Source organism: Streptomyces sp. NBC_00012 (genome assembly GCF_045040875.1).
In the GTDB taxonomy this organism is placed as follows: Bacteria; Actinomycetota; Actinomycetes; order Streptomycetales; family Streptomycetaceae; genus Streptomyces.
Genome location: NZ_CP108309.1, coordinates 7,807,777 through 7,833,368 on the forward strand (window position 1 = coordinate 7,807,777; position 25,592 = coordinate 7,833,368).

Consider the following 25,592-nt stretch of genomic DNA (forward strand, 5'->3'; position numbering starts at 1 on the left):
AGGTTCTTTGACTTGCGCACTCTCAGTGCCATGTTCCATGCCCGTGCGACCACGTCACCGCACGCCCCGGCGGTGTGTACGCCGCAGGGCACGACGTCCTACGCGGAGCTGGCCCGGGCGGCCCGGGCGGTCGAGGCGACACTGCGGCAGCGCGGGGTGGGGGCCGGTGACCGATTAGCCATCGTGGCACTCCCGGGTGCCGGATTCCTCAGCGCGATGATCGCGGCCGCAGGCTTGGGGGCTGCCTATGTGCCCCTCGACGTGCGGCACACGTCCGAGCGGCTCCGGGCCATTGTGCGGCGTGCCTCCTGCGTGTGTGTGGTGGCCGACGACGCCGGAACCGCCGTACTCGACACGGGTGCCGAGACGCTGCACCTCGACCACGTCGAGCCCGTCGACGGCATTGCGCCGGTGTCCGGGGACACGGCCTGCGGAACGGATGACGCGGTCCTGTACGCGATGTTCACCTCGGGATCGACGGGAGAGCCCAAGGGCGTGCTCATCGATCACGCCGCGGTCGCCCAGCTCGTCACGGCAGCCACCACCGACCTGGCCATCCCGGGCGGCGCGGTGTGGAGCTGGACCCACTCGCCGGCCTTCGACTACTCCACCTGGGAAACGTGGGGAGCCCTGCTCACCGGAGGGTGCGTCGCCGTTCCGGAGCCGGGCACGGCCACCGATCCGGAGGCGCTGAGCCGGTTCCTGACCGAGCAGCGGGTGAACGTGTTCAGCCAGACACCGTCCTCCTTCCGACGCATCACTGCCGACGCCCGCCTGCTCGACATGGCGGCGTCGGGCGGGCACCTCACCCATGTCGTCTTCGGCGGTGAAGGTCTTCCCACGGCCACCGTCGAACCCTGGGTGCGCCGCCATGGCCTCGCGGTACCACGGCTGGCAAACATGTACGGCATCACCGAGACGTCGGTGCACTCGACCGTCCACGTCCTCGGCGAGGACTCCCTCACCGAGGCGCAGGTGCCCGTCGGCCGGCCCCTGAGCGGCAGGAGCGTCACCGTGCGGGACGCCGAGGGCCGTCCGATGGCGGCGGGGGAGACGGGCGAGCTGTTCGTCGGAGGGCTGGGCCTGGCTGTCGGATATCTCGACGACCCGGAGGCGACCGACCGGGTCTTCGTGACCCTGCCCGGCGAGAGCGGTGAACCCGAGCGCTTCTACCGCTCCGGAGATCTCGGCCGGGTGGATCCCCGTACCGGCCTGCTGTACCACTGCGGACGAGCCGACCACCAGGTGAAGATCCGTGGTCATCGTGTCGCCCCGGAGGAAGTGGCGGCGGCCATTTCTCGTATCGACGGGGTGCGCGACTGCGTCGTGCTCGCGCTGGACCACCCTGTGCTGCGGGAACCCCGGCTGGTCGTCTACGTACGGTCCGACGAGGACGCCGCCCAGCAGCGGACCCAGTACTTCCTGGAGCGGACCCGCGCACTGCTGCCGTCCTATCTCGTTCCGTCCCACTTCGTCCGGGTCGACGACCTGCCCCTGACGGCCAACGGCAAGCTGGACCGCTCCCGGCTGCCTTCACCCTGGAGCGAGCCGGCGGACGTTTCGGATACCGGGACACCGCCCGCGGCGCGGAGCGTGGAGGAGACCCTCACCACTGCTTTCGCGCAGGTCCTGTCGCTGACGGCCGACGAGATCGATCCGGACGCGGACTTCTTCGCCCTGGGCGGAGACAGCATTCTGGCTACCACCGTCTTCACCAGCACTCCGTGTCTGCGGGAACGGCTCACCCTCAGGGACCTGTTCACCACGACGACGGTTCGCGGCCTTGCCGAGCTGTGGCACCGGCGTTCCTCCGAGCCGGACGGCTCCGGGAGGTCGCCCCGGCCTGCCACCGTGCAGGGGCGGACCGCTGACGTACTGCCCCTGACACGTGCCCAGCAGGGCATCGTGTACGAGTGGGCGCAGTCGCCATCCGGCGCCTACCAGGACGGACTGCTCCACCACGTCGCCCTCCCCTGCACACCGGACGACATCCTCGACGGCATCGCGTTCCTGTCCAGGGTCCATCCGGTGCTGCGGGCCCGGCTGCGGCTGGAGGGGAACGAGGGCGAACTCGACCTGACCGGGGACGCGTCGGTGAGCGCGATCGGCTGCGACGATTCGACGGAGAGCGTCGAGGCGGCCCTGCTGCGGGCGCGCCGATGGATCGGGCAACGGCGGGCCGAGCCCATGGATCTCACCGCAGGGCCACTGTTCCACTTCCGGGTGGGCAGGCTTCGGGACGCCTCCTGCACCGTGGCCCTGGTCGCCCATCACGTCGTCACCGACGGCTGGAGCCTCAGCGTGCTCCTCCGCGACCTGTACGACCTGTGCCTGGGAGTACGCCGGCCGGACGATCCGACGGCCCAATACAGCGGTCACCAGGCGGTGCTGGCGGCACTGCCGGACCTGGAGGCGCGCGACATCGCCGCCCTCACCGCGTCGGCCGGGGCGGGCACCCCCGCCCGTCCGAGCCTGCGCCCGGTGTTCGCCTGGGCGGTGACGACGACCGGCGCCACGCAGGAGAGCTGCGTACCTGTGGACGATCAGCTGATCGACGCCGCCAGGGCGTTCGCGGCCGCCGCCGGTGTGCCGCTGAAGTCCGTGTTCGTGGCGGCCCATCTGAAGGCCACCCAGACGGAGAACGCCGAGGTGCAGAGCGCCTGCGTCCCGGTCTCGGGCCGTCCCGATCTGCCGGGGGGCGACACCTGCGTCGGCTACTTCGTGCGCCTGCGGCTGCTCGAACTCGCCCAGCGGAAGGACGACCCGGCGGAGAAGTTCGTGCGTCGTGTGTGGGACGCCGAGCGGATGCTTCTGCGCACACGTTTCGCGCCGCTGTCCGTGGAACTGGCAGAGGAACAGGGCACCTTGCCTCCAGTCCTCTTCAACTACGTCGACTTCCACGTGCTGAACTCGGTGAACTCGGTGATCAGGTCGAGCGAAGCGTTCGACGAGAACAACTTCCCGCTGACCATCGAGGTGGTCAGCCGCACGGACGAGGCATCCGGATCCACCCGGTGCCAGGTACGGGCGAAGGGCGCGGCCGCGCCCTCGTTGCTGGAACAGCTCGCTGCCGAACATGTCAAGGCCCTGCGGCAGCTGGTCGCACCATACGCAGACGGAAGGAACGCGTGATGCAGGATCACGGTGCCGCGATCAACAAGATCGTTTCGGCGCGCGGTCTCGACGAGTCCTTGGACCGGGCCGCACTGCTGTGCGTTCCGCATGCCGGTGCCGGAGTCTCCTCGCTCTACGCGTTCCAGCAGCTGTCCCCGCCATGGGTGAGAACGGGAGTCGTACGCTTCGCCGGCCGTGAGACCCGCTTCATGGACGGCACCGTCTCCAGCGCCGACGCCTACCTAGAGGAGATCGCCCGCAGCGCGGCCGAACTGACCGGCTCGGGGCCGCTGTTCCTCCTGGGGAACTGCAGCGGTGCGTCTCTTGCGCTCGCGGCCGGCCGGGCGCTGACGGACCTCGGCGTCAGTGTGGCCGGACTGGTCGCGGTCAGCGCGCCGGCTCCCGTGGAGCCGCCACCGGTGCTCCCGCAGGGCATGACGGACGCACAGTTCGTCGACTGGCTGAGGACCACCTGGCGGATCCCACCAGGGCTGTTCGAGGACGAGGAGATGCTGGATCTGCTCCTGCCCCAGCTGCGGGCCGACTGCGAGGTCCTCTCCGCGCTGCCCGCGCGACGCGAGGACCCCGGTGTGCCCGTCCTCGTCGTCCACGGCGAGGACGACGAGCACGTCGGCGCGGCAGACATCGAGCGGTGGCGTGACTGGGGCACCGCGGTGACCGGCACCGAGGTGCCGGGCGGACACTTCGTGGCCGCCGAACTGCCCGCATCCGTCTGGCAGGCCGTGCACCCGTTCATCGAAGGCGTCATGGCGACCGGCGGCAGGCCGGAGCAACGCGGTCCTGCCGCTGACATCGCCCTCCACTGATCACTGCCGCGCCCAGGGCCATCGGAACGGCATGCGAGGGACCCCGCGTTCGCCCGGGCACCTCGTCCGCCCCGGGCCCCGCTCGAAAAGGATGACGGATATGACACGAACCGACGCCGAGCGTCTCCTGGAGCGAGACCCCGGCATCCACTTCTCCTGGGGCAACCTGACCAGTCGGCTCGACAAAGCACAGTTCTACGCATGGGAGCCCCAGTACCGGGAAACGCTGTACGAATCGGCCACCGGTCTGGGTCTCGACGGCGAGAAGCTGGCAGCGGCTCTGCACACTGTCGGCCTGGGAATATTCCGCCCGGACGCCATAGCGGCGGGAAAGGTGGACACCATCCTGGACTACTACGCGCGTCTGGGGATGGAACCCTTCTTCGCCGCTCCGCTGACGATGACGAGAACAGTCGTCCGGGAGATCTGGCGCTATCAGCTCAATGCCGCTACCGGTGAGCTGCTCAAGATGTTCGACCTGCTCTACGAGGCGTCACCCGCGGTCCTCGCGCTGTTCCGTACGGATCCGGCCGAAACGCCGGTGCCCTGCTCCGTACTGATGGCCGACGCCAAGGGGGAGGCGGACCCACGCGACCGGCAGGGCTGGGAACTGCGCTCCCACCTGGGCAGCGTCAATCGCATCGAAGTCTTCTTCCACACGGCGGACGAGCCGGCCGACGTGCTGCGCGACGGTGGCATCTGCCTCGGGCCCCAGGGCCTGGCCGCCGCGCTGCGCGACCGGACCGGGCCCAGTACGCGGACGCGTATCCGCGAACTCGCCGCGGAGATCAAGTCGGGCCATCCCGGACGTGCGATCCGGCGCGAGGAACTGTCCCCCCTCCTGGCCAGGGAATGGCCGGGCGACGAGAACACACCCCTGGACCGCTGGACGCTGCTGCGGCACTTCGGCTCCCTGCCTGCCGCGTACGCGGGCCGTGACGAGAACCTGGTCGGCGATTCCGGCACCGATGCCTGGTGGCGAAATGCCGGGCTGCTCGAGGGACGGACCCAGTACCTGGAGAGCCGAGCCGGTGGCGCCGGGCCGGAACGACACGACGGAGACCGATCATGACGACCTCCTCCGAGATCATCCCCTACAGCAGGCCGTACTCGACGGCCGAGGAGCGCGAAGGGATCGCCCGGGTCATCGAGTCGGGCATGTGGACGAACGGGGCGTCCCTGGCCGCCTTCGAACAGGCGCTGGCCGAGACGATGGACGCCCCGCACGCCGTGACCTTCGCCAGCGGCACCGCGGCCATCCACGCGATGCTCGCCATGGTCCGCAAGCCCGCAGTATCCGGCCTGGTGGTGACATCCACCCTGAACTTCGCCGCCGTCGCCGCCAGCGCCCGACTGCTCGGATACGACGTGGCTTTCACCGACATCGACCGGGCCACGCTCAACATGGCACCGGAGTCACTGGAGCTCCTGCTGCAGGACCTGGGCCCGCGGTACGAACAGATCGTCGTCTTCCCGGTGCACTTCGCGGGGCTGCCCGCCGACATGACCGCTCTGCGCACGGTGGCCGACCGCTTCGGCGCGGTGCTCGCCGAAGATGCCTGTCATGCTGCCGGTGCCCGCTACGAGCCGGACGGACGCCCGGTGGGCGGGCATCCCGGGAGCACCGCGGCAGCGTTCAGTTTCCACCCGACCAAGCCGGTGGCCGCTGCTGAGGGCGGTGCGCTGACGCTGCGCGACGACGAACTGGCGGACAGGCTGAGGGCCTTCCGGAACCACAACATGCGGCGCCCGGACGCGTCCGGTGCCGCCCCTGCCGAACCCTGGGTCTACGAGATCCATGAGCCCGGGATGAACCTGAGACTCTCCGACGTTCACGCCGCCATAGGCCTGGTGCAACTGCGCCGACTTCCGGAGAGCCTCGCCCACCGCCGTATGCTCGCCCGACGGTACCGGGCGGAGCTGCCGGCGCTGCCCGCGGTGCGCGGCCTCCCGGCCGACCCGCATGAACTGTCCGCACTACATCTGTTCCCGGTCGAGTTCGACGTGGACCGGCTCGGCATGACCAAGGCCGACGTGTACGAGTTCTTCCTTGCCGCGGGCATCCGCCTTCAGGTCCACTACACGCCACTGCACCGCCTACTGGCCTTCGCGGACCTGCCCACCGTCAAGGGCAGCCGCTTCCCGGTCTGCGACGAGGTCATGCGTGGCATGTTCAGCATTCCGATGTACTACGGACTGGGCGAGGACGACCAGCGGCGTGTGATCGACGCGGTGCGGGATCTCGCGCGGAAGGCCCGCGGATGACCACGCTGCTGTCCATACCGTTCCTCGCCTCGCGTGCGGAGCAGTACGACCCGCGCTGGGCCGACGAGGGATTCGGCACGGAAGCATCTCTGTTCGACCGCGCCGACATCGAGGACGAGGAGACCTGGCGCCAGGTGTGGCAGACGGTCGGCCGTATCGCCCGCGACGACCGACCGCCGTCGTTCACCTTCCACTTTCCTGTGAACGACTGCGACTGGACCGCCGACCCGTGGGCGAGCGAGCGTCTCGACGAGACCGTCGAACGAGCCGGGGAGCTCGCACTGGACGGTATCGTGCTCCACTCCAACAAGTGGCTGCCGGTCGCCGACTGGCAGCGGCGCGATCTGCCGGCGGAGCGGGAACGCTTCGCCGAGCGCGTGGCGGATCTGCGCGACCGGCTCGCCGGCACCAGCCTGTGGGTCGGTCTGGAGAACATGCCACTGACGGGCAACGACGGGACGGACCTCGATCCCCTGCTGCTCGTACCCGCCGACTACACCGGGCTCGTCGGCGGCAACATCGGCATCACCTGGGACTTCTGCCACTACAGCTACACCGTCGAGGTGACCCGGCGGATCGCCGCCCGGTCCCTGGAGCCGCAACCCTGGTACCCGGACGTCGGCCGGCCCGGATTCCAGGACTTCACGGCTCTCGGACCGGCGCTGCGGCACTTCCACTTCAGCGCGTTCGCCGGATTCGCCGACCCACTGCGCGGCTCGGTCTGCGCCGAGGGGCAACCACCCTGGCAGGCGGATGTCCCCGAGGCGGTGTACGCCGCGGCGCTGCGGTCCATGGCCGCCGTGCGGCACGTGAAGGCGATCACGCTGGAGATAGCCGAGCGGGACTACACACAGAGAGAGAACGTGTTCGCCGTGGCGCGCTGGTGCCGCGGGGTGATCGAGGAGGGAGAGTCCGATGCCATCCGCTGACGCGGTGAGCCAGAGCGTGCTGTCCGCGCTGCGGGACCGTGAGGAGGAGCTGACCGGTCTGCTGACCGACCTGATCCGCCACCATCCGGTCTACGGAACCGACGGTCAGATCACGGCACTTGAGCTGCTGCGCACCCGGCTCACGGCCGCCGGCTTCTCGGTGCGGCTGCGCAGCCACAGTCCCAAGGATCTGCAGCCGTCGCCCGAGTACGTCGACGTACCGGCCCTCGGCGACGAGTTCGCGGACTACCCGGCGCGTGAGCGCTGGTTCCTCACGGCCGAGCGCGAATTCGGCCCCGGCGGGCCGCACGTACTGCTCAACGGCCATGTCGACGTCGACTTCGTGACCGCGCCCCAGGACTGGGCGGAGCCCGGCCTGTGGCGGTCGGGGGTCGAGCGGGACGGCAGGATCGTCGGACGCGGCGCATGCGACATGCTGGGTGGTGTCGCGGCCTACGTGCACGTTCTGACGGTACTGGCTCCCCATCTCGCCGACGCCCGGGGAGCCGTCACCGTGCACCTGGTGCTCGACGAGGAGATCGGCGGCAACGGGACTCTCGCCGCCCTGCTGGGCGAGAACGGCCGCCGCTTCGACGTGGGGCTCATCGCGGAACCCACCGGCGGTGTCGTGTGCAACCGTACCTACGGCTTCCACCAGTTCCTGGTGCGCTGCTTCGGCGATCCCGTCCATATGGCCTTCGCCGGCGGGTACGACAACGCCCACCGGGTGCTTGCGGATCTCATTCCCGAACTGGAGGAGCTGGACGAGTGGATCGCCGGCCGGACGGGAGCCCCGAGCCGCACCCGCCATGTCATGTACGGCGTGATCACGGGAGGCAGCGACGCCGCCGTGCCGGCGGAGACGTGCGACGTGCAGGTGACGCTGGCGCTGCCACCCATGATCTCGCCCGACGAAGCCATGGACAGGCTTGCGGCCAAGCTGTCCCGGCTCACCGGTCCGCGCAGGCCTCCGGTGCTGGAGTCCTACGGGCTGTCGTTCCCGGGAAGTTCGCACGACGACCCGCGCTGGTGCGACACCGTCCTGGGCAGTGGCCGCAGCTGCGAGGTTCCGCTGGCGCGGGGTGACTTCCCTAGCGCCTGCGACGCGCGCCTCCTGGAGAGCGCCGGCATCCCCACCCTTGTCTACGGTCCCGGCAGCCTCACCCGCGCCCACAGCTCGGACGAGTACGTGACCCGGAAGGACCTCGCCGACTACTGCCAGGTGCTGGCGCAGACCCTGCTCACCCTGTGGAGTCCGCATGCCTAGCGTCACATCGGCGTCGCCGACCGATGCGACAGCCGACTGGGACGAGCTGGCCGCGGGTCTGCCGGGGGTCGGCCCCTACCAGACCCGGCGGTGGGGCTCGGTGGTCGCCGACGCGTTCGGCGGGACCTTCCGCGTCCTGCGGGTGACCGACCCGACACCGCGGTATGTGCCGATCCTGGAGGGCGGACAGCTCGGCGGTGATGGTTTCTGCTGCGGACACCTCGGCTACGGCGGGGTGTTCGACGCCGATGGCGCGCCGCTTTCCCGCGCGGACCAGATCCGCACCATCGCGGTGGTGGAGCGCGCCCTAGGCAGACCCTGCCGCCGCCTGGTGACCGGCCCCGGAACGGCGGCTGAGCCGGCGTCCGGCGCCGATGTCCGCGAGACCCGGCTGGTACCCCTGACCGCCCGGGCCGACCAGCGGTTGCCCAGCTACCGCAGCCGGGCCCGACGCGCGGTGGCCAAGGGGGTGCGAGCGGCACTGACCGCCGCCCCGCTGGCCGCCGGGGAACTCGACCGGGCGGCCGAGTTGATCTGGCAGACCCAGGCTCGCGTCGGTGCCGCCTACCGTACGCCCCGGCCCCTGATCGCCTCCCTGGCCGACGACGGACAGGATTTCGGATGGCTGCTCGGCTGCCGTCAGGGTGCCGAACTGGTGGCGGTCAGCGGGTTCATCCGCTTCGCGGGACAGGCCGTGTACCTCTTCAACGGCTGGCGGCAGGACGCCGCAGCGGTGGCGCCGAACTACCTGCTCATGCACGAGGCACTCAGCCGTTTCGGGGACCTCGGCGACCACCGGATGGACCTGGGTTATTCGCACCGGCAGAGCCTCGAGGAATTCAAACGAACCTGGTCCGGTACGTCTGCGCAGTTCGTCGCTGTGGACGCTCCGACGGCCCCTCGCGGGTGACCGGCCCGACGAGTTCATTCACCGACAGAAACAGGCCCATGGTCACAAGACTGAACCGCCCGACCGTCGTGGGAGCCGCCGAGGTGAACTCGGTGGCAGACACCCATGGTCTCGGCCACGTCGTGGAGTTCCACGAGTGTGGTGAAGGCATGGTCAACTCCAACTACCGTCTGGTCACGGCATCCGGCACATACCTGCTGCGGCTGTACGCCACGGAACGCCGGCGGGAGGAGATCGATCTCGAACTGTCCGTACTGAGCCACCTTCATGACGCCGGCTTCCCCGTCCCTCGGTGCGTGCCCGCGCTCACCGGGCAGTCGGTCGGGGAACTGGCAGGACGCCTTTTCACGGTGCTGACCTATCTCCCCGGCAGAACCCTGGCTCAGGACGAACTCGGCCACGAGATCGTCACCCAGGTCGGTGCGGCCTACGCCAGGATGCGCCTGCTGCTGAACGGGTTCACCCCGGCCGGACGCAAGGAGAACGCCGAGGAGGCTCTGGCCGACGGCCTGATGGCGGAGTTGCTGAAGCAGCTCGCGGACGAGGACCCGGGCGTTGCCGCCGAGGTCGGTGACGTCTGGTCGGAGGTCTCGAGTCTGTTCACGCCGCCCACCGAGCGGCATGTGGTGCACGGCGACCTGTACTTCGCGAACACCGTGATCGACGACCACGGCAATCTGGTGGGGTTCATTGACTTCGACGACGCCTATCTGGGATCGTCACAGCTCGATCTGGCCTTGGTGGTCATGGAGTTCGCCACCCCGACCGACAACGTGATCGATCTCGATCTGGCCACCGCGCTGCTGCGTGCCTATGCCAATGCCGGTGGTCCGCGCCCCGATGCGGACGTCTTCCCGCAGGCTCTGCTGTTCCTGTGCTGCAAATTCCTCTGCTACACGGCGCAGCTACAGCAGCAGGAAGGCGAGCCGATCGAGCAGAACGACTATCTGCGGCGTCTCCGTCATCTGCGCACGAGGGCGGTTCGCGACGCGGTGCGTCGTTGTGTCGAGCGCGCGGTGGACACAGTTCGTTGAGGGACAGGTCGGACACTGGGACACCGCAAGGGATATCCGGCAATCCCGGATATCCACATCGGAACGAGGGGAACACAACCATTCCTAGCCGCATAGCCGACGGATGTGTCCTGATCACGGGCGGATTGGGATTCGTAGGTGCCACGCTGGCCAAGAGCCTTGTCGAGGCCGGAAATTCCGTCACACTCCTGGACTCTGTCACGCCCGCGGGCTCCACCGCTGAAGCGCTGGGGCTCGTCGAGGATCCCTTGGTCACCTGTGTGCAGGGTGACGTCACCGACCCGAAGACGTTCGAGCAGCTGGCGGACGACTACACGCACATCGTGCACGCGGCAGCCGTACTCGGGGTGCAGCGAGTCGCCCGGGAGAGTCTGCTCACTCTCGATGTCAACATCCGGGGCACGCAGATGTGCCTGGAATTCGCCGCGCGCCAACGCGATCTGCGTCGTGCGCTGGTGCTGAGCACCAGCGAGGTCTACGGCCGTCACGCCAACGGCACTCCGGAGACCGCCTCGCTCCGGCTCGACACCGACTCGCTCCGCTGGAGCTATGCGGCGAGCAAGGTCGCCGCGGAGTTCCTGGCCATGGCGTACCAGGCGGAGCACGGGGTCCCGACCACCATCGTCCGCCCCTTCAACGTCTACGGGCCCCATCGGTCGTTGGGCAACGCGATGACCACCTTCGTCAGCCGGGCCCTTCGACACGAGGAGATCACCGTCACCGGCGACGGCAGACAGCGCAGGTCCTGGTGCTACATCACCGACTTCGTCGACGGAATCCACCGGTGCCTGGCCCAGGACGCCGCAATCGGTGAGACCTTCAACATCGGCAACGACTCCGCGACGCTGGGTATCCAGGAACTCGCGTACCTCGTGGTCGAGTTGAGCGGATCCCGTTCGGCCGTGCGCCTCCTCGGCGACGCCACCCCGGACGTCCTGGACCGGGCACCCGACATCAGCAAGGCGCGACGACTGCTCGGCTTCCGGCCCGAGGTCGGCCTGGAGGCCGGCGTGGACTCGGTGATCCGTGCCATGCGTGAGGTGCGGGGAGCACTGATATGAAACCCGAAACCGGAACCGACACACTGATCAACGCAATCACACACCGCACCGCTGTCATCGGTGTTGTGGGACTCGGGTACGTGGGCCTGTCGAACGCCCTGGTGTTCGCCGAGGCCGGGTTCCGGGTCGTCGGGCTGGACATCGAGCCCGACCGGGTGGCGTTGATCAACCGCGGTGAGAGCCACCTGGAGCACGTCTCCGGTGCGGCGGTGGCGGAACAGGTTCGAGCGCAGAGACTGACCGCGACGACCGACTTCGCCGCAGTCTCCTCCCTGGACTGCGTCCTGGTCTGCGTACCGACGCCGGTACGGCACGGCGGCGCGGAGCCGCAGCCCGACCTGAGCCATGTGCGGGCCGCCGCCGAGGCGATCGCTCCCGGGCTGCGTCCCGGCTGCCTCGTCGTGCTGGAGTCGACCACGTACGCCGGTACCACCGAGGACGTGCTGCGCCCACTGCTCGAAACCGGTGGCCTGGTGGCCGGGAGGGACTTCCTGCTCAGTTATGCGCCGGAGCGCATCGACCCCGGCAACCGGCAGTTCGCCGTGTCAGCCATACCGCGTGTCGTCAGCGGCAGCGGCCCTGGCTGCCGGGAAGCCGTCCACGCGCTGTACTCCCAGGTCTTCGACAGCGTGCGTCCGGTCTCCTCGATCCGCGCGGCCGAGGTGAGCAAGCTCTTCGAGAACACCTTCCGATGGGTCAACATCGGTCTGGTCAATGAGCTGAAGACGATGTGCGATCGCATGGGGCTGGATGTCTGGGAGATCCTCGACGCGGCGGGCACCAAGCCCTTCGGCTTCCTTCCGTTCTCCCCGGGGCCCGGGGTCGGTGGCCACTGCATCCCGGTCGACCCGTACTACCTGGCCTGGAACGCCCGGCAGGTCGGGATGGAAGCACGGTTCGTGTCACTGGCCGGTCAGGTCAACTCCAGCATGCCGGGCTACGTCGTCCAGCGGACGGCCGAGGCATTACGGGAGCGTGACAAGGAACTTACGGGTGCCCGGGTGCTTGTCGCCGGTGTCGCCTACAAGCGGGATGTGGACGACATCCGGGAGAGCCCGTCGCTGGAGATCATCCGTCTGCTCGGGCGGCAGGGCGCCGACGTCGACTACTACGACCCCCATGTGCCCCAGTTGCCCGAGAGGGCGGTCGGCCCCGATCCGGTGAAGTCGAGGACCTGCTACGCAGGACTGGCCGCCGAGTACGACGCGGTGCTGATCCTGGTGGACCATTCGGACATCGACTGGGAGCAGTTCATGGCGGGCGCGACCCTCGTAGTCGACACCCGCAATGTGATCGAGCGCCTTCCCCAGCTCGGTGTGCCGGTCGTCAAGGGCTGAAGCGCGTCGTCGGTGAGGAGACCGCCATGGCCGCGGTCTCCTCACCGACGACGTTGCGGATCAGACGTCGCAGCCGCGGGCGAAGCCGATCGTGGACTCCACCGTCCTGCGCAGCAGCGCATCGGCCTGGTCGGCGGTGAAGCGGTCGGACGGCACTCGCAGAGTGCAGACGAGCTCGTCGCCCTGGTCGGTCCACCAGTACTGGACGTACTTCGGGTAGTCCTCGGGAGCCGCCAACGGGGCCGACGTCGCGGTCGCGGATCCCAGCCGCCGGGGCGTGCTCAGCCACGCCGGGTTCAGGGCGACGTACGGCGTCGTCGTCTCGTCGAGGACGTCGTCCCCGATGTGGGCACGCAGCGTCCGGAAGGGCGGCGCCAGCAGCCCCAGTGCCTGCCGCCGCGACCGCTCGGCTTCCCGGAGTGCATCAGGTGCGGGCGTGTGCGGAGCGGAGACGCAGCGCAGCAGGACCCGGGCGTCCGACAACAGGCCGACGACGCGGTCGGACCCCAACTCGTGCCGCACACTTGTGGCGGTGGAGTACTGCAGGTCGTGGCGTGAGTCGTCGGCCTCCTGACGGTGCAGAGCAGCCACCAGGAGGCTGAACACCGTGGCGTCGTGACGAGCAGCCGCGCGCCGGAGGAGTCGGGTGGTGGTGGCGTCGAGACGGGTGAACGCCATGGCACAACCGCGTTCGGCCCCGGGCACCGCCGCAGGCATCGGCGTCCCCCGCTGGTAGGGGGGCGAGCCCAGGTACTCCCGCCAGTCCCGGACAACGCCTTCCATCCCACCGCGGTCGGCGATCTGCTTGTTGTAGCGGTCGGCCCAGTCGTAGAAGGACGGAAGGCCCGCAGGATCCGCCGCGACGGCGTTGTGTTCGTCGGCGAGCTGGTCCAGCAGGAGGCCCAGGGACCAGCCGTCCACCGCCAGGTGGGAGACCACCACGAGGACGTAGTGGGTGGTCGCGTCGACCCGTGCGACAGCGAGCCGGGCCAGTCGTCCGTCCCAGGGGGCCAGCGGCCGGTCGGCCTGACGGGCCAGGTAGGCCAAGGCCTCGACCTCGTCGGCCACCGTTTCGACGTGGTCCGCCTCGAACGGCATTTCCTGCGGGGACAAGGGGCGCCAGACAGGCTCCTCGTCCTGCCACGCGAAGGTGCCGCGCAGGGTGTCGCGGGAAGTCACCACGGCGCGGAAGGCGTCGAACAGACGGTGCGGATCGAAGACCCCGTCCACCCGCAGTGCCGCGAACACGCGTCGTCCACCGCCGCCGGAGGCCCGCAGCCGCCTCAGCTTCACCGCCTGCTGCGGCACCAGCGGCCGGTCCCCGGGAACGACCGGCCGGGCACGGCCCTCCGCCGGCGCCGGCACATCGGTTCCGGCTGCTCCCGACTTGCCGACCAGCGTCACCTGCTGCTCGAGTGTGGAGTACTCGAAGAGCTGCCGCAGCGGGAACTTCACCTCGAAGGTCGCCGTGATCCTTCGTGACAGTTCCAGCAGTTGGATCGAGCTTCCTCCGAACTCGAAGAAGGGCGTGTCATGCGTGCCCGAGGTGTAGGCGTCGCCCAGCACCTCCTTCCATATGGTGTCCAGTGCCGCCCGGACGGATGCTGGGTCAGTCATGCGCCGATCCCCTTCACAGATGTTCTCCAATGCTTGTCACAGAAGAGCCCAGGTGCCGTCCGCCATGCGGCCCAGCCAGCGTGGCGCGCCTGTGCCGTAGTAGTCCGTCAATGCCGCCCGGCCGACGAGGTCGGCCAAGGACTGCCACATCAGAGCCCGGGGAATCCCGGCCAGCCGCAGCGCCGCCGTGATCGTCGCATCGGTCTGCGCGGTCCGCCCCGGCAGGCCCAGGCCGGACAGGTAGGCATCCACCAGCCGATCGATCTGGGCCGGTGTGTCTCCTCTGCGACGGGCCGCGTACAACGGGTAGAGCAGGCTGCCGAAAGGATGGGTCACGACGGCGTCGGCCCAGTCAATGATCACGAAGCCGTGCCCGCCGTGCCCGCCGAACACATTGCCCAGATGCAGATCGTCATGCTGGATGCTGGCCGGAACAGAACTCTCCTGAAGCAGAGCGCACCACTTTTCGAGCTGCGGCCGTATGCCGGCGATCCCGCTGCGCAGCTCGTCATGACCGTCCATGCCCGGCCCGTCGAGGAGCATGTCGAGGTGGTCCATCAGCCGTTCGGCACGCAGATCAAGGGTGCCCAGGGCGACGACTGCGTCGCTCTCCTTCGCGATCTCGCGCTGCATCGCGCCGTACTGCTCCAGAACCGCCTCCCAGAGGCGCCGGGCACGGTCGGGGTCCCCCTCCGCGCTCGGCAGGGCCGGAGCGCCGCAGGTCACGAACCACCCGTTGGTCTCGTCCCGGACGACCACCTCGGGGACGACCGGCCCCAGACGGGCGCGCAGGAGCTCTACGAGCGACGCCTCGTGGCGGGCCAGACCAGTGGTGCACTTCAGCCACAGGTCGTCGCCGTCGACCGGCACGCGAAAGACCGTGGCCCAGGGACGTTCGTGGACCGGAACGGCAGCGCCGCGGCGCTGCGCCAGGTGCGCGGGAAGCCGCGCGGACAGCCAGGATTCGACGGCGTTCGTCGCTGAGGACAAGATGACTCCGGCTCTGCAGTGCCGTCCGGGGACCAGGGTGCACACAGTGGAATCCCGGCCACGCCGGAGGCGGTACCGAAACGGACGCGGCTCGAACGACTCCACGGGCGGGATGAACCTGCTCGGGCACGAAGTGCGCCGCCTGCTCCCGGACTGCTGCGCTCGCGTGTGATCATGATGGCCGTACGAACTGTAAGGCCAAACGTCGAAGCGGACAACGAGCCTTCCTGGCGGTCGAATTGAGCTGTGAAAGACCGGCGCTCGCACGAGTCCCGCATCCGCGGTGAGACCGCGAAGCCCGCTTGCCCGAGATGTCCTTCATGCCTGAGGAGTGTTCACTCGTGTTCAAGTTCGAGCGCGCCGGCGGCGCGATACGGCAACGTGATTTCCGGCTGCTCTGGGCCGCTCAGTCACTGTCCAGCGCCGGCGATGCCGTGGCCTCCGTAGCCGTACCCTTCGCCGTTCTCGAGGTCGGTGGCTCGGTGAGTGAGGTGGGCATGGTCCTCGCCGTGAAGGCCCTGGTACGGCTCGTGCTCGTGCTGGTGGGCGGAGTCTGGTCGGACCGTCTGCCCCGGCGCCTGGTCGCGCTGTCCACCTTCGCGCTCGGAGCCGCCGTCCAACTGCTGGTGGCCCTGCTTCTCTACACCGGCCATTGCCGAATGTGGCACCTGGTCCTGGCGGCAGCGGTTCTCGGTGCTGGTTTCGCCTTCTCCCGGCCGGCCCTGACGGCGATGCTCCGAGAGAGCGTGCCCGCTGCCCAGATCCAGGCCGCGAGTTCACTGAACAGTCTGACCAGGAGCATCGCGGACGTCGTAGGTCCGGCAGCCGGCGGTGTACTGCTCGCGTACGTCGGGGTTTCCCTCGCGTACCTCGTGGACGGTGCGACTTTCGTGCTCGCCGCGGTATTTCTCTGCCTCTACACGACCGAGGTGGCCCGGGGGAAGCGGCAGGACTTCATCGCGGATCTGCGGGCCGGCTGGACCGAGGTGCGCGACCGCGGTTGGTTCCTGGTGAACATCATCGCGCACGCCTGCTGGAACATGGGCTTCTCCGCGTTTCTCGTCCTCGCTCCGGTGCTGAGCCGATCCGAGTTCGGCGGGGCCAGGGCCTGGGGCATGATGTCCGCCGGGCTCGGCGTCGGCGCGGTGCTGGGTTGCCTCATCTCGCTGACATGGGTGCCGCGCAGGCCGCTGGTCGTGGCCAACGCGGCGCTGATCCCCGGCGCGTTGCCCCTGCTCAGCCTGGGGCACGGGCTGCCGCTGCCGGTCATCGTCGTGTGCTGCGGGGTCAGCAGCCTCGGACTGGCCGTCCTCAACGAAGTGTGGACGGCGGTCGTCAGCCAGTCGTTCCCCATGGAGGTGATGGGCCGTGTCAATTCCTATGACTCCATGCTGAGCATGGTCGCGCTGCCGCTGGGAATGGCGGTGTCCGGTCCGCTGTCCACCTGGGTCGGCGCCGAGGCCACTCTGAGCTTCGCTGCCGCTGTGCTCGCTCTGCCCTGCCTCGTCGTCATCTGTATGCCGCAGGTGCGTTCCATCCGGTTCGACCGGCAGGGGCTGGTCGTCTCGCCGTCATGAGGACGGCAGGGACCGGCGCAGAGTGAACACGGAGCCGTCCGGTCCCTTGAAGTCGTACGACAGCATCGTGAGCGCCTTGTCGAGTATGCCGAACATCGACTCGTGATCCGGAGCCTCGCCCCGGAGGTGCCCCAGGCGTTGGGTACCGACGCCGCCCGGCAGCAGGTCACCCGGTTGCACATAGGTGAGGTAGCGGACCACGCCCGGCAGTCTGCGTACCTCGGCGAGACCATGGGCAGTCGTCATCGTGCAGGGCTGAGTCGGTGCCAGGTAGATGTACTGGAAGAACACCCGGTCCGGTCGGGCGGTCGCCAGCCCGTCCGGGGCGTCCAGGGCCAGCAGACCGCCGGCCCGGACCGGATTGCCTGTGCCCGAACGCACCGACAGGTCTTGGATGTTCCCGCCCAGCCGCCCGTTCACCTCGATGACGCGGGGGCCGTCGGGCGTCAGTTTGATCTCGGTGTGGGTCATACCCCGTTGGACCCGTAGAGCCGCCAGCGCCTCGCCGGCCAGCAGGCAGACCTCCTGCTCTTCTTCCGACGTGAGCGTGGAGGGCCAGAATTGACCGCGCTCACGGAACGGGTACTCCTGCGGGAACTTTCCGGTCACCGCGATGTGCCTCACTCCTTGCGGACCGGACACGCTTTCCACGGACACGAAGTCGCCGTAAGGCGTCGACGGCCTGCCGCGCAGGAATTCCTCGACCACGACCGGGCCGGTCAGCCGTCCGCGGTCCGTCACCCTCTCCTGTACGCGCGCGGCCTCGGCCGTGGACTCCACGAAGAAGGTGTCCCTGCTCCCCTCGCCGCGCACCGGCTTGACCACCGCCGGAAGCCCCACCGTTGCCCATGCGTCGTCCCATTCCGCCGGTTCACGGACGACGGCCGTGCGTACCGGGCTCACCCCCGCGGCGTTCAGCGCGGAACGCTGGCGGTATTTGTCGGTCAACGCGAGGGCGGTCGAAGGCGAGTGGAAGGGCAGCCCGAGCCGTTCGGCGATTCCGGCGGCGAGCCGCAGCCGGGACTCGGAGAAGGTCACGATGCCGGACGGCGAGAGCGGCCTGAGCACCTCGGCATCGCGTTCCTCGTCATCCGACAGTTCCACCACGGCCCCCAGCTCGCCGAGCGTGGGCAGGAGGGGCTCGATGTAGTCGGACTGCGGCACCGCGAAGACCAGGTGTGCGGCATCACCGAGGCCGACCGCCAGTTCGGCTGCAGAGGCGGCGCCCTTGTCGAACACCACCACCAGCACCGGCAGTTCATCGGACGACAGCTGCGAGCCGGGGGTACGGGCATCGAAGTGATGGTCGGGGGACACCATGGGATCTCTCCTTCTGGACGATGTCCGGTCGTGCCGAGGATCTCGACGGCGCGACGCTGAGGGGCAGGTCGACGGCCGACGGTGCGGGCGTGGAGGGCACCGCGACAGCCCAGGATCGGCCGTCACATTCTGCCTTCACATTCTGCGGGCGGCTCACACGCACGGGACCGACGCGCGGGACCGGCTCGAATCGGAAGCGCTGGCCGGAACGGTCGCGCGACCGGTCTGTGAAGCAGGTCACAGGTGCCTGGTGGTGTGTCGGTGGTCGAACATGCACTCCATGAGAAGACCCAGGTCAGTAGTGGTTTTATCAAGTGCGGCAGGGGCTGCGGCAGTTCAGGAGTGCGAGTCGGAATGGCCAGGCGATCATCTCTGTGTCAGCATGGCGTCGCCGAAGTGATCGCTGAGGGAGTCGTTGGTGAAGGACATCGTTGTATTCGGTGGCAGTGCCCACCCCGAGCTGACGGCTGAAGTGTGTGCCCACCTGGAAGTCGCTCAGAGTCCTGTCTCGGTGAGCCGTTTCGCCAATGATTGCCTCGAGGTCCAGCTGCAGGCCAACTGCCGTGAGCGGGACGTATACCTGGTGCAGCCGCTCGTCGCGCCCGTGCAGGAGCATCTCTTCGAGCTGCTTCTCATGTGCGATGCCGCCCGTGGGGCGTCCGCCGGCCGCATCACGGTCGTCATGCCCCACTACGCCTACGCCCGCTCCGACAAGAAGGACGCTCCGCGCATCTCGATCGGTGGCCGCCTGGTTGCCGACCTGCTGACGTCGGCGGGTGCGGACCGGGTCCTGGCGATGACCCTGCACTCGCCCCAGGTGCACGGATTCTTCTCGGTCCCCGTCGACCACCTCCACGCTCTGCGGGAACTGGCCGCGCACTTCCGGCAGTACGACCTGTCGAGGACCACCGTGGTCTCCCCCGACCTCGGGAACGCGAAGGAGGCAGCCGCCTTCGCGCGTCTGCTGGGGGCCAAGGTGGCCGCCGGCGCCAAGCAGCGCTTCCCCGATGACCGGGTCAGCATCAGCCATGTGATCGGTGAAGTCGCGGGCCAGGATGTCATCGTCCTGGACGACGAGATCGCCAAGGGCAGCACTGTGCTGGAACTGCTTGCCAAGCTCCGGGAGTTGGGGCCGCGTTCCATCCGGGTCGCCTGCACCCACGGCCTGTTCGCCGCCGGTGCCCTCAAGCGGCTGTCGGAGCAGAAGGACGTCCTGGAGATCGTGTGCACCAACACGGTGCCCATTCCCGCGGCGCAGGTCACCGAGAAGCTTCGGGTGCTCTCCGTAGCCCCCGCACTTGCCGAGGCCATGCGGCGTATTCACAACGGCGAGTCGGTGAGCGCACTGTTCGACCCCTCCTGAATCTGCTCGTTCGACGCCGCCACATATCCGTCTTCGCAGACCGTTGTAGGCCGCGCGTCGCTCACTTGGCGCGCGATATCGCAAACCTGAGAGTGAGGACTTCCAGGCATGCCCACTATCGCATCCCTTGACGCGTTCGACCGCTGGGACCCATCGGACCAGGGTGACGAACTGCGCGTGCACAAGGTGGACTTAGGCGGGCGGACGGAGGTACTGCTGCAGATAGCCACGCGGCCGTGTCATCGGGCCGCCTTCCTCGGCTGCGTGATGGATGAGCGAGCCGAGAGCGAGCTGCGCAAGGCCGGAGCGCTGGTGCTCTCCGTCGCTCCGGAGCTTCCGTTCGATCCGTACCGGCTCGGCCTCTACACATCGGCCGAACTCCTCGACGGTGTCGGTGAGTTGCCGTACGAGCAGACGATGGACGCGCGGGTTCGTGACTGGGCCCGCGAAGCCGCCGACGCGGTCGGCGTGCGCGACGGCATCCTCAAGGGCCTGCACGACAGTGCGATGACGGCCGCCCTGCACGAGTACGTGGCCGGAAAAAGGATCGTAGGCATCATGGGCGGACACTCGCTCATGCGCGGAACCGATGGATTTGCCGACGCGGCGCGCTTGGGCCGCACACTGGCCCGGGGCGGACTGGTGGTCGGGACGGAGGGCGGGCCCGGTGCCATGGAGGCCGCCAACCTCGGTGCCTACCTTGCCGACGCGGACGACGAGGTACTGGACAAGGCGCTCGGCATCCTTGCCGCTGTCCCCGACGTGGAGGCCGCTGTCACTGACTGGGCCCGCTCCGCGTTCGAGGTGCGAGGCCTGCACCCGGCCGGCGTGCACAGCACTGCTTCCCTGGGCGTGGCGCCCTGGACGAACGTCTACGGCGAGGACCCGGCCAACGCCTTCGTCACGGTGATGGCCAAGTTCCTCACCCGCACGCTGGAGGACTTCGGCGTGCTGGGTCTGGCCAACGCCGGACTGGTCTTCCTGCCCGGCGCGGCCGGCACCGTACAGGAGATCTTCGAGGCCGCCATGCCCAGCTACTACACCGACGGTCCGATCAGGCCGATCATCCTGGTGGGCAAGGAGCACTGGACGGCGAAGCTGCCGGCCTGGGACCTGCTCGACGCACTGGGCAAGGGGCGACGACTCGGGGCGCGCATCAGCCTCGTCGACGACGTCGAGTCAGCGGCGGTCCTGCTGCGAGAGGCGCTGTGAATCGGGGAAACCCCGACCCCTACCGGCTGAGTCGGCAATGGGGTGTGGTCCATCCCGAGGGCAGTGACGCCTCGCCCCTGACGTTCCCGTTCCTGGGCCAACGCACCGCGGACGGAACGTATCTGATCGTTGACCGCAAACTCCCCGAGAACCGGCTGATCGAGGTGTCCGCCGACGGGGAGACGGTGTGGAGCCTGAGCGCCCCGCCGCGGATGAACTTCGCCCACCGCATCGACGCCGAGACCGTCCTCTTCTGCCAGGGGACCGATCTGTACTGGGCCGACCGTTCCGGTCGCCGCACGCTTCACCGACCGCTTCCGGTGACCAGGGCCTTCAACTGCGGTTCCGTACTGGGGGACCGGCTCCTGCTCGCCGGGGACGACGGAATTCTCCTCCTCACCCTGGACGGGCGGCTCCTGCGCCATCTGAGGCCCAGCGAGGACAGTTTCATCGAACCCTCGGACGTGCAGTTGCTGCCATCGGGGAACATCCTGATGTCGGACGCGCTCACCTGTTGCGCGATCGAGCTGGACGAATACGGGCGGCGCGTACAGATCTTCGGGCAATGGCGGCGTCCGGGGCTGCACCACGGCCGGGTCGGGGCACCTTACTCGGCCTGCCGGCTTCATGACGGGCGGACCGTTGTCGCGGACTGGCGTGGCAGCCGGCTCGCCGAGTTCGACTCCGACGGCCGCTGGCTGCGCGACCTTCCGGGCACCGGGCGTGGTTCGACAGCGGGGCCCTCCTATGTCCGCCAACTTCCTGACGGCGACCTGCTGGTGACGGAGACGGTGCATCGGCGCCTCCTCGTGCGTTCGATCGAGGGCGAGGTGCGCTGGGAGTACGGGCCGAGCACTCTTGCGGACCATACGCTTTCCTTCCCACGCACCGTCGAGCCGCTGCCGGCATCGGATGGCCTGCTGGTCTGCGACACCTATGCGGACAGAATCGTGGCCATCGACCCCTCGGGGGCTGAACGGTGGGCCTTCGGCGAAGGCGCCGGGCTCAATCTGCCCCGCTCGGCGCGGCCGGGGTACGACGGCCGGATCGCTCTGTCGGACGGTCTGAACGGACGTGTTCTGGTCCTTGACCGCACCGGCCGGGTGACACGCGAGGTGGACAAGGCGTCGTCCCACGGCCTGCCGGTGCGCCTGATGGACCCGCACTACGTCGAACTGCTCCCGGACGGTGAGCTGCTGGTGGTCGACTCGGACCTGGAAAGGGTCCTGCTCATCGGCGAGGACGACACGGTTCTCAGACAGTGGGGCGACGGTGCGGAGCGGCTGTCCGACCCGCACCAGGCATGCCTGATGGCCGACGGCGGCGTACTCGTCGCCGACTCCGCCAACGACCGCGTCATCGAGTTCGACGCCGAGGGCGCGGTGCGCCACCGGATCGCCGACACCTCTGCCGCCGGCGCGAAGGACCGTCGGCCCCTGCTCTACCCCCGGTTCGCGATGCCGATGCCCGACGGCAGCGGGGCGCTCTTCGTCGTGGACACGGACGCCTGCCGCTTGACGGCCGCGACCCGGAGCGGTGAACGTCTCTGGTCCGTGGGGCCTGTGCTCGACATCGAGGCCCTTCCCGCGGCGGTTCCCGAACTGAGGGTGCCGAAGTACGCGGCGTTCGACGGGCGCGGCCGCATTCTCGTGGCCGACTACCTGAACAGCCGGATCGCCGAACTCACGGCGGTGCCGGAGGATGCGGAAGGAGCAGTGGACCGACGTGACAGCTGACGAGCAGTTCCCGGACATCGGCACTCTGGAGCAACGTGGACTGCTTCCGCAGACGTACGACTGCGTCTATGTCACGGGTTCCATCATCCGCGGCTGGGGCAATGCCGGCAGCGACTACGACCTGTACGTGATCTCGGACCGGCCCTGGCAGAGCGACACCGCCGACTATGTGAAGGGCACGAACGGCCGTCATCCCCTCGCCCTGGAGTCGACCAGGGTCGCGGAGCGTTCCTGGGACCTCGAATACTGGATGTCCCAGCAGGTGGAAGCGCTGCTGGCCCGGGTCAGCCGGGACGAGTACCGTCAGCACGGGGCGTCCGCGGGCCCGGTCACGGTCGCCGAACGCGACTTCCTCGAGCGGGTTCTGTACGCCGTTCCGATCCACGGTGCCGACTGGTTGCAGCGGCACCGCGAGCGGGTCGAACAGTCGGCTTTCCAAGCGATCATGGTGGGACGCGCCGTCAGGCTGGCCGGCGAATCCGTCGAGGACGCCGAGGGCATGCTGCGGACCGGCGACCACCGCAGCGCCGTACTGGCTGCCCGGATCGCCTTCACCTACGTGGTCGATGCGCTGCTCACCGTCGAGGGGCAGTTCTCCCGCAACCCGAAATGGCATGCGCGGCGGCTCGAAGAGGCCAAGCCTGCCTTGCTGAGCAGTGACGACTACTGGGCCATCGAGACCATGCGCGGCTACTCGGAGGCCCGTCCCGGCACGTGGGTCGAGCACGTTCTCGATGTCTGCAGGCACATCATGACGACCGTCTCGACCGACGCGGAGGGGGCCGGACCGGCGACCGCTGGGTGACGCGTCATCGAAACCGTTCATTCGCGATTAGTGGAAGTGGTCAAGCCATGACATACGCGCAACGTACGACGCTGCACCACGTCGAGTTCTATGTGTGCGACGCGGAGGCTCGCGCCGCCGAGATGGTCGAGGTCTACGACTTCAGGGTGTCCGGCCGGAAGGTCGCGGAGGACCGCCGGTCGGTGGCTGTACGACAGGGCGACATCACCTTCGTCTACACCCAGGCTCTCACCCCTGCGCATCCGGCTCACACGCACACCGACCTGCACGGCGACGCGCCGGCCGTGATCTGGCTGGCCTGTGACGACGCCCGTGCAGCCTTCCAGGAAGCGGTGGCGGCCGGGGCGGTGGCGCTCCAGGAGCCCGTCGAGGACCTTGTCTCCGGGTGCGTCACAGCGACGATCCGCGCCTTCGGCGACGTTCGGCACACCTTCCTCCAGTGGCTGCCCGACGCGGACATGAGACGTATCGCCCCGGGAATCGTCGCCTCGACGGACGACCTGCCGCATGACGGCGTGGGCCTGCTGGCAGTGGACCATTTCGCCGTGTGCGTGCCCGCGGGTGAGCTGGACGACACCGTCGCCCACTACGAGCGGGTCCTGGGTTTCCGGAAGATCTTCGAAGAGCAGATCCTCGTCGGACGCCAGTCGATGCTCTCGCAGGTGGTGCAGAACGCCGCGGGGGACATCACGTTGACCATCATCGAGCCCGACACCACCCGGGATCCCGGGCAGATCGACAAGTTCGTGCGCGACCACGGCGGCGCCGGCGTCCAGCACATCGCCTTCTCCTGCCATGACGTGGTCGACTCGGTGCGCACCCTGAGGGACGGCGGCGTTGTCTTCCTGAGCACGCCGGACACCTACTACGAGAACCTCCCCGGGCGCCTCACGCTCCGCAAGTACGATGTGAGCCAGTTGCAGGACCTGGGGCTGCTCGCCGACAGTGACCATGCGGGGCAGCTGTTCCAGATATTCACGCGGTCCACGCACCCGCGCGGCACCTTCTTCCTGGAATTCATCGAGCGCCAGGGTGCCGAGACGTTCGGCAGCGGCAACATCAAGGCGCTCTATGAGGCGGTCGAGCAGTCCATGACGGCCTCCGAGGCCCGGGGCCACCGTTCGTGAGCACCGACCTCGAGGCCCTGCACGACCTGGAGGACGTGGCGCGCGCCGTCGAGGAGCGCCTGCCACGGCCGGTCTGGGACTTCGTCCAGGGCGGCAGTGGCCGCGAACGCTCGCTGCTCGCCAACCGGGCCGCCCTGGACTCGGTGTTCCTGGTGCCGCGGGTGCTTCGGGCCGCGGCCGGGCCGGACACCCGGACGCGCCTCCTGGGTACCTCCACCGCTCTTCCTGTCGCAGTGGCGCCCATGGCGTATCAGCGGCTCGTGCACCCGGACGGCGAACTCGCCGCGGGCCGGGCGGCGAAGGCGGCGGGAGTTCCGTTTGTCGTGCCCATGCTAAGCAGTGTCCCTGTCGAGCGGATCGCCGAGGGCGCCGGCACCCTGTGGTTCCAGCTCTACTGGCTGCGCGACCGCGGGCTGCTCACCGAGCTGATCGACCGTGCGAAGGCCGCCGGCTGCACAGCGCTGATGCTGACGGCCGACGTTCCGCGCATGGGGAGACGGTTGCGCGATGTACGCAACGCTTTCGCCCTGCCCGACGACGTACGCGCCGTCCATCTCACCGATGCTGACACGCTCGCCGCCCGACGCAGGGTTCCCGGCCGGTCCGCGGTCGCTGCCCACACACGCCAGGCCTTCGACCCCGCCTTCGACTGGTCCTGCTTGGAGTGGCTCCGCAGCCGCACGGACCTGCCTGTCGTGGTCAAGGGGATTCTCGATCCACGCGACGCGGTACGTGCCGAGTCGCTCGGCGCCCAGGCCGTCGTCGTCTCCAACCACGGTGGACGCCAGCTGGACGGAGCCGTGCCGGGGTTCTGCATGCTGGGCGAGGTCCGGGAGGCCGTGAGCGAGGCATGCGAGGTGTGGGTCGACGGAGGCTTCCGCTCGGGCTCCGACGTGCTGAAGGCCCTGGCCCGGGGCGCGACCGCGGCCTTGATCGGCCGCCCCGTGCTGTGGGGACTCGCTCTCGGCGGCGAGAATGGTGTCGGCAGAGTCCTCGACCTGCTGAAGGACGAGCTTGAGGACGCCTTGGCGTTGTCCGGCTGTGCCGATGTCGAGGCCGCCGCCGGACTGCGTCCTGTCGGCGAGCCATTGCGATGACTGG

The 25,592-nt window shown here is 68.8% G+C and carries 20 protein-coding genes; 17 read left to right on the top strand and 3 right to left on the bottom strand.

Annotated features, from left to right (window positions below):
* Positions 1–30 precede the first annotated feature (30 nt).
* The 10 genes from OHA19_RS35420 to OHA19_RS35465 all read left to right on the top strand — a co-directional run bounded on the left by OHA19_RS35420 (position 31) and on the right by OHA19_RS35465 (position 12,744).
* Entirely contained in the window at positions 31–3,132 is a 3,102-nt protein-coding gene (locus OHA19_RS35420; protein WP_405752883.1) for an amino acid adenylation domain-containing protein, read from the top strand.
* Positions 3,132–3,941, top strand: coding sequence for a thioesterase II family protein (locus OHA19_RS35425; protein WP_405752885.1), 810 nt, complete (start codon positions 3,132–3,134; stop codon positions 3,939–3,941). The genes OHA19_RS35420 and OHA19_RS35425 overlap by 1 nt, the downstream gene beginning before the upstream one ends.
* A 100-nt stretch (positions 3,942–4,041) precedes the next feature.
* Positions 4,042–5,013 (top strand): hypothetical protein, encoded by a 972-nt coding sequence (locus tag OHA19_RS35430; RefSeq protein ID WP_405709675.1) that lies wholly within the window; start codon positions 4,042–4,044, stop codon positions 5,011–5,013.
* Positions 5,010–6,206, top strand: coding sequence for a DegT/DnrJ/EryC1/StrS family aminotransferase (locus OHA19_RS35435; RefSeq protein ID WP_405709672.1), 1,197 nt, complete (start codon positions 5,010–5,012; stop codon positions 6,204–6,206). The genes OHA19_RS35430 and OHA19_RS35435 overlap by 4 nt, the downstream gene beginning before the upstream one ends.
* Entirely contained in the window at positions 6,203–7,135 is a 933-nt protein-coding gene (locus OHA19_RS35440) for a hypothetical protein (protein WP_405709670.1), read from the top strand. The genes OHA19_RS35435 and OHA19_RS35440 overlap by 4 nt, the downstream gene beginning before the upstream one ends.
* Entirely contained in the window at positions 7,122–8,402 is a 1,281-nt protein-coding gene (locus OHA19_RS35445; RefSeq protein WP_405709667.1) for a M20 family metallopeptidase, read from the top strand. Before OHA19_RS35440 ends, OHA19_RS35445 begins: the two co-directional genes overlap by 14 nt.
* A complete protein-coding gene (locus OHA19_RS35450) occupies positions 8,395–9,312 on the top strand; it encodes a GNAT family N-acetyltransferase (RefSeq protein ID WP_405752887.1) in 918 nt (305 codons plus the stop codon). Before OHA19_RS35445 ends, OHA19_RS35450 begins: the two co-directional genes overlap by 8 nt.
* Before the next feature lie 38 nt (positions 9,313–9,350).
* Entirely contained in the window at positions 9,351–10,346 is a 996-nt protein-coding gene (locus OHA19_RS35455) for a phosphotransferase (protein ID WP_405752890.1), read from the top strand.
* A complete protein-coding gene (locus tag OHA19_RS35460) occupies positions 10,343–11,407 on the top strand; it encodes an NAD-dependent epimerase/dehydratase family protein (RefSeq protein WP_405752892.1) in 1,065 nt (354 codons plus the stop codon). The genes OHA19_RS35455 and OHA19_RS35460 overlap by 4 nt, the downstream gene beginning before the upstream one ends.
* Positions 11,404–12,744 (top strand): nucleotide sugar dehydrogenase, encoded by a 1,341-nt coding sequence (locus tag OHA19_RS35465; protein WP_405709656.1) that lies wholly within the window; start codon positions 11,404–11,406, stop codon positions 12,742–12,744. Before OHA19_RS35460 ends, OHA19_RS35465 begins: the two co-directional genes overlap by 4 nt.
* A gap of 60 nt (positions 12,745–12,804) precedes the next feature.
* Here the strand turns inward: OHA19_RS35465 and OHA19_RS35470 are convergent, their stop codons facing one another.
* On the bottom strand, positions 12,805–14,361 hold the full coding sequence (locus OHA19_RS35470) for a condensation domain-containing protein (protein WP_405709653.1): 1,557 nt from the start codon (positions 14,359–14,361) through the stop codon (positions 12,805–12,807).
* 36 nt (positions 14,362–14,397) lie between these two features.
* Entirely contained in the window at positions 14,398–15,351 is a 954-nt protein-coding gene (locus OHA19_RS35475; RefSeq protein WP_405709649.1) for a phosphotransferase, read from the bottom strand.
* A gap of 341 nt (positions 15,352–15,692) precedes the next feature.
* On the opposite strand from OHA19_RS35475, the gene OHA19_RS35480 reads away from it, so the two are divergent.
* Positions 15,693–16,928 (top strand): MFS transporter, encoded by a 1,236-nt coding sequence (locus OHA19_RS35480; protein WP_405709645.1) that lies wholly within the window; start codon positions 15,693–15,695, stop codon positions 16,926–16,928.
* Here the strand turns inward: OHA19_RS35480 and OHA19_RS35485 are convergent.
* Entirely contained in the window at positions 16,923–18,248 is a 1,326-nt protein-coding gene (locus OHA19_RS35485) for an ATP-grasp domain-containing protein (protein ID WP_405709642.1), read from the bottom strand. The genes OHA19_RS35480 and OHA19_RS35485 overlap by 6 nt on opposite strands.
* 418 nt (positions 18,249–18,666) lie before the next feature.
* On the opposite strand from OHA19_RS35485, the gene OHA19_RS35490 reads away from it, so the two are divergent.
* The 6 genes from OHA19_RS35490 (at position 18,667) to OHA19_RS35515 (ending at position 25,588) form a co-directional block, all read left to right on the top strand.
* Entirely contained in the window at positions 18,667–19,611 is a 945-nt protein-coding gene (locus OHA19_RS35490) for a ribose-phosphate diphosphokinase (RefSeq protein WP_405709639.1), read from the top strand.
* A gap of 108 nt (positions 19,612–19,719) precedes the next feature.
* Positions 19,720–20,823, top strand: coding sequence for a Rossmann fold nucleotide-binding protein (locus OHA19_RS35495; protein WP_405709636.1), 1,104 nt, complete (start codon positions 19,720–19,722; stop codon positions 20,821–20,823).
* Positions 20,820–22,559 (top strand): NHL repeat-containing protein, encoded by a 1,740-nt coding sequence (locus OHA19_RS35500; protein ID WP_405709633.1) that lies wholly within the window; start codon positions 20,820–20,822, stop codon positions 22,557–22,559. Before OHA19_RS35495 ends, OHA19_RS35500 begins: the two co-directional genes overlap by 4 nt.
* Complete coding sequence (locus tag OHA19_RS35505) at positions 22,549–23,364, top strand: hypothetical protein (protein ID WP_405709630.1); 816 nt, start codon at positions 22,549–22,551, stop codon at positions 23,362–23,364. The genes OHA19_RS35500 and OHA19_RS35505 overlap by 11 nt, the downstream gene beginning before the upstream one ends.
* A gap of 47 nt (positions 23,365–23,411) precedes the next feature.
* Positions 23,412–24,491 (top strand): 4-hydroxyphenylpyruvate dioxygenase, encoded by a 1,080-nt coding sequence (hppD, locus tag OHA19_RS35510; RefSeq protein ID WP_405709627.1) that lies wholly within the window; start codon positions 23,412–23,414, stop codon positions 24,489–24,491.
* Positions 24,488–25,588 carry an alpha-hydroxy acid oxidase gene (locus tag OHA19_RS35515; RefSeq protein WP_405709624.1) on the top strand — a complete coding sequence of 367 codons (1,101 nt, stop codon included), beginning with the start codon at positions 24,488–24,490 and terminating at the stop codon, positions 25,586–25,588. The genes hppD and OHA19_RS35515 overlap by 4 nt, the downstream gene beginning before the upstream one ends.
* The last annotated feature ends 4 nt before the right edge of the window (positions 25,589–25,592 follow it).

Coding starts and splice junctions, on each gene's coding strand:
- OHA19_RS35470 (WP_405709653.1), bottom strand. CDS start 14,361: ATGACTGACCCAGCATCCGTCCGGGCGGCACTGGACACCATATGGAAG.
- OHA19_RS35485 (WP_405709642.1), bottom strand. CDS start 18,248: ATGGTGTCCCCCGACCATCACTTCGATGCCCGTACCCCCGGCTCGCAG.
- OHA19_RS35425 (WP_405752885.1), top strand. CDS start 3,132: ATGCAGGATCACGGTGCCGCGATCAACAAGATCGTTTCGGCGCGCGGT.
- OHA19_RS35435 (WP_405709672.1), top strand. CDS start 5,010: ATGACGACCTCCTCCGAGATCATCCCCTACAGCAGGCCGTACTCGACG.
- OHA19_RS35450 (WP_405752887.1), top strand. CDS start 8,395: ATGCCTAGCGTCACATCGGCGTCGCCGACCGATGCGACAGCCGACTGG.
- OHA19_RS35465 (WP_405709656.1), top strand. CDS start 11,404: ATGAAACCCGAAACCGGAACCGACACACTGATCAACGCAATCACACAC.
- OHA19_RS35445 (WP_405709667.1), top strand. CDS start 7,122: ATGCCATCCGCTGACGCGGTGAGCCAGAGCGTGCTGTCCGCGCTGCGG.
- OHA19_RS35495 (WP_405709636.1), top strand. CDS start 19,720: ATGCCCACTATCGCATCCCTTGACGCGTTCGACCGCTGGGACCCATCG.
- OHA19_RS35440 (WP_405709670.1), top strand. CDS start 6,203: ATGACCACGCTGCTGTCCATACCGTTCCTCGCCTCGCGTGCGGAGCAG.
- OHA19_RS35430 (WP_405709675.1), top strand. CDS start 4,042: ATGACACGAACCGACGCCGAGCGTCTCCTGGAGCGAGACCCCGGCATC.
- hppD (WP_405709627.1), top strand. CDS start 23,412: ATGACATACGCGCAACGTACGACGCTGCACCACGTCGAGTTCTATGTG.
- OHA19_RS35420 (WP_405752883.1), top strand. CDS start 31: ATGTTCCATGCCCGTGCGACCACGTCACCGCACGCCCCGGCGGTGTGT.
- OHA19_RS35455 (WP_405752890.1), top strand. CDS start 9,351: ATGGTCACAAGACTGAACCGCCCGACCGTCGTGGGAGCCGCCGAGGTG.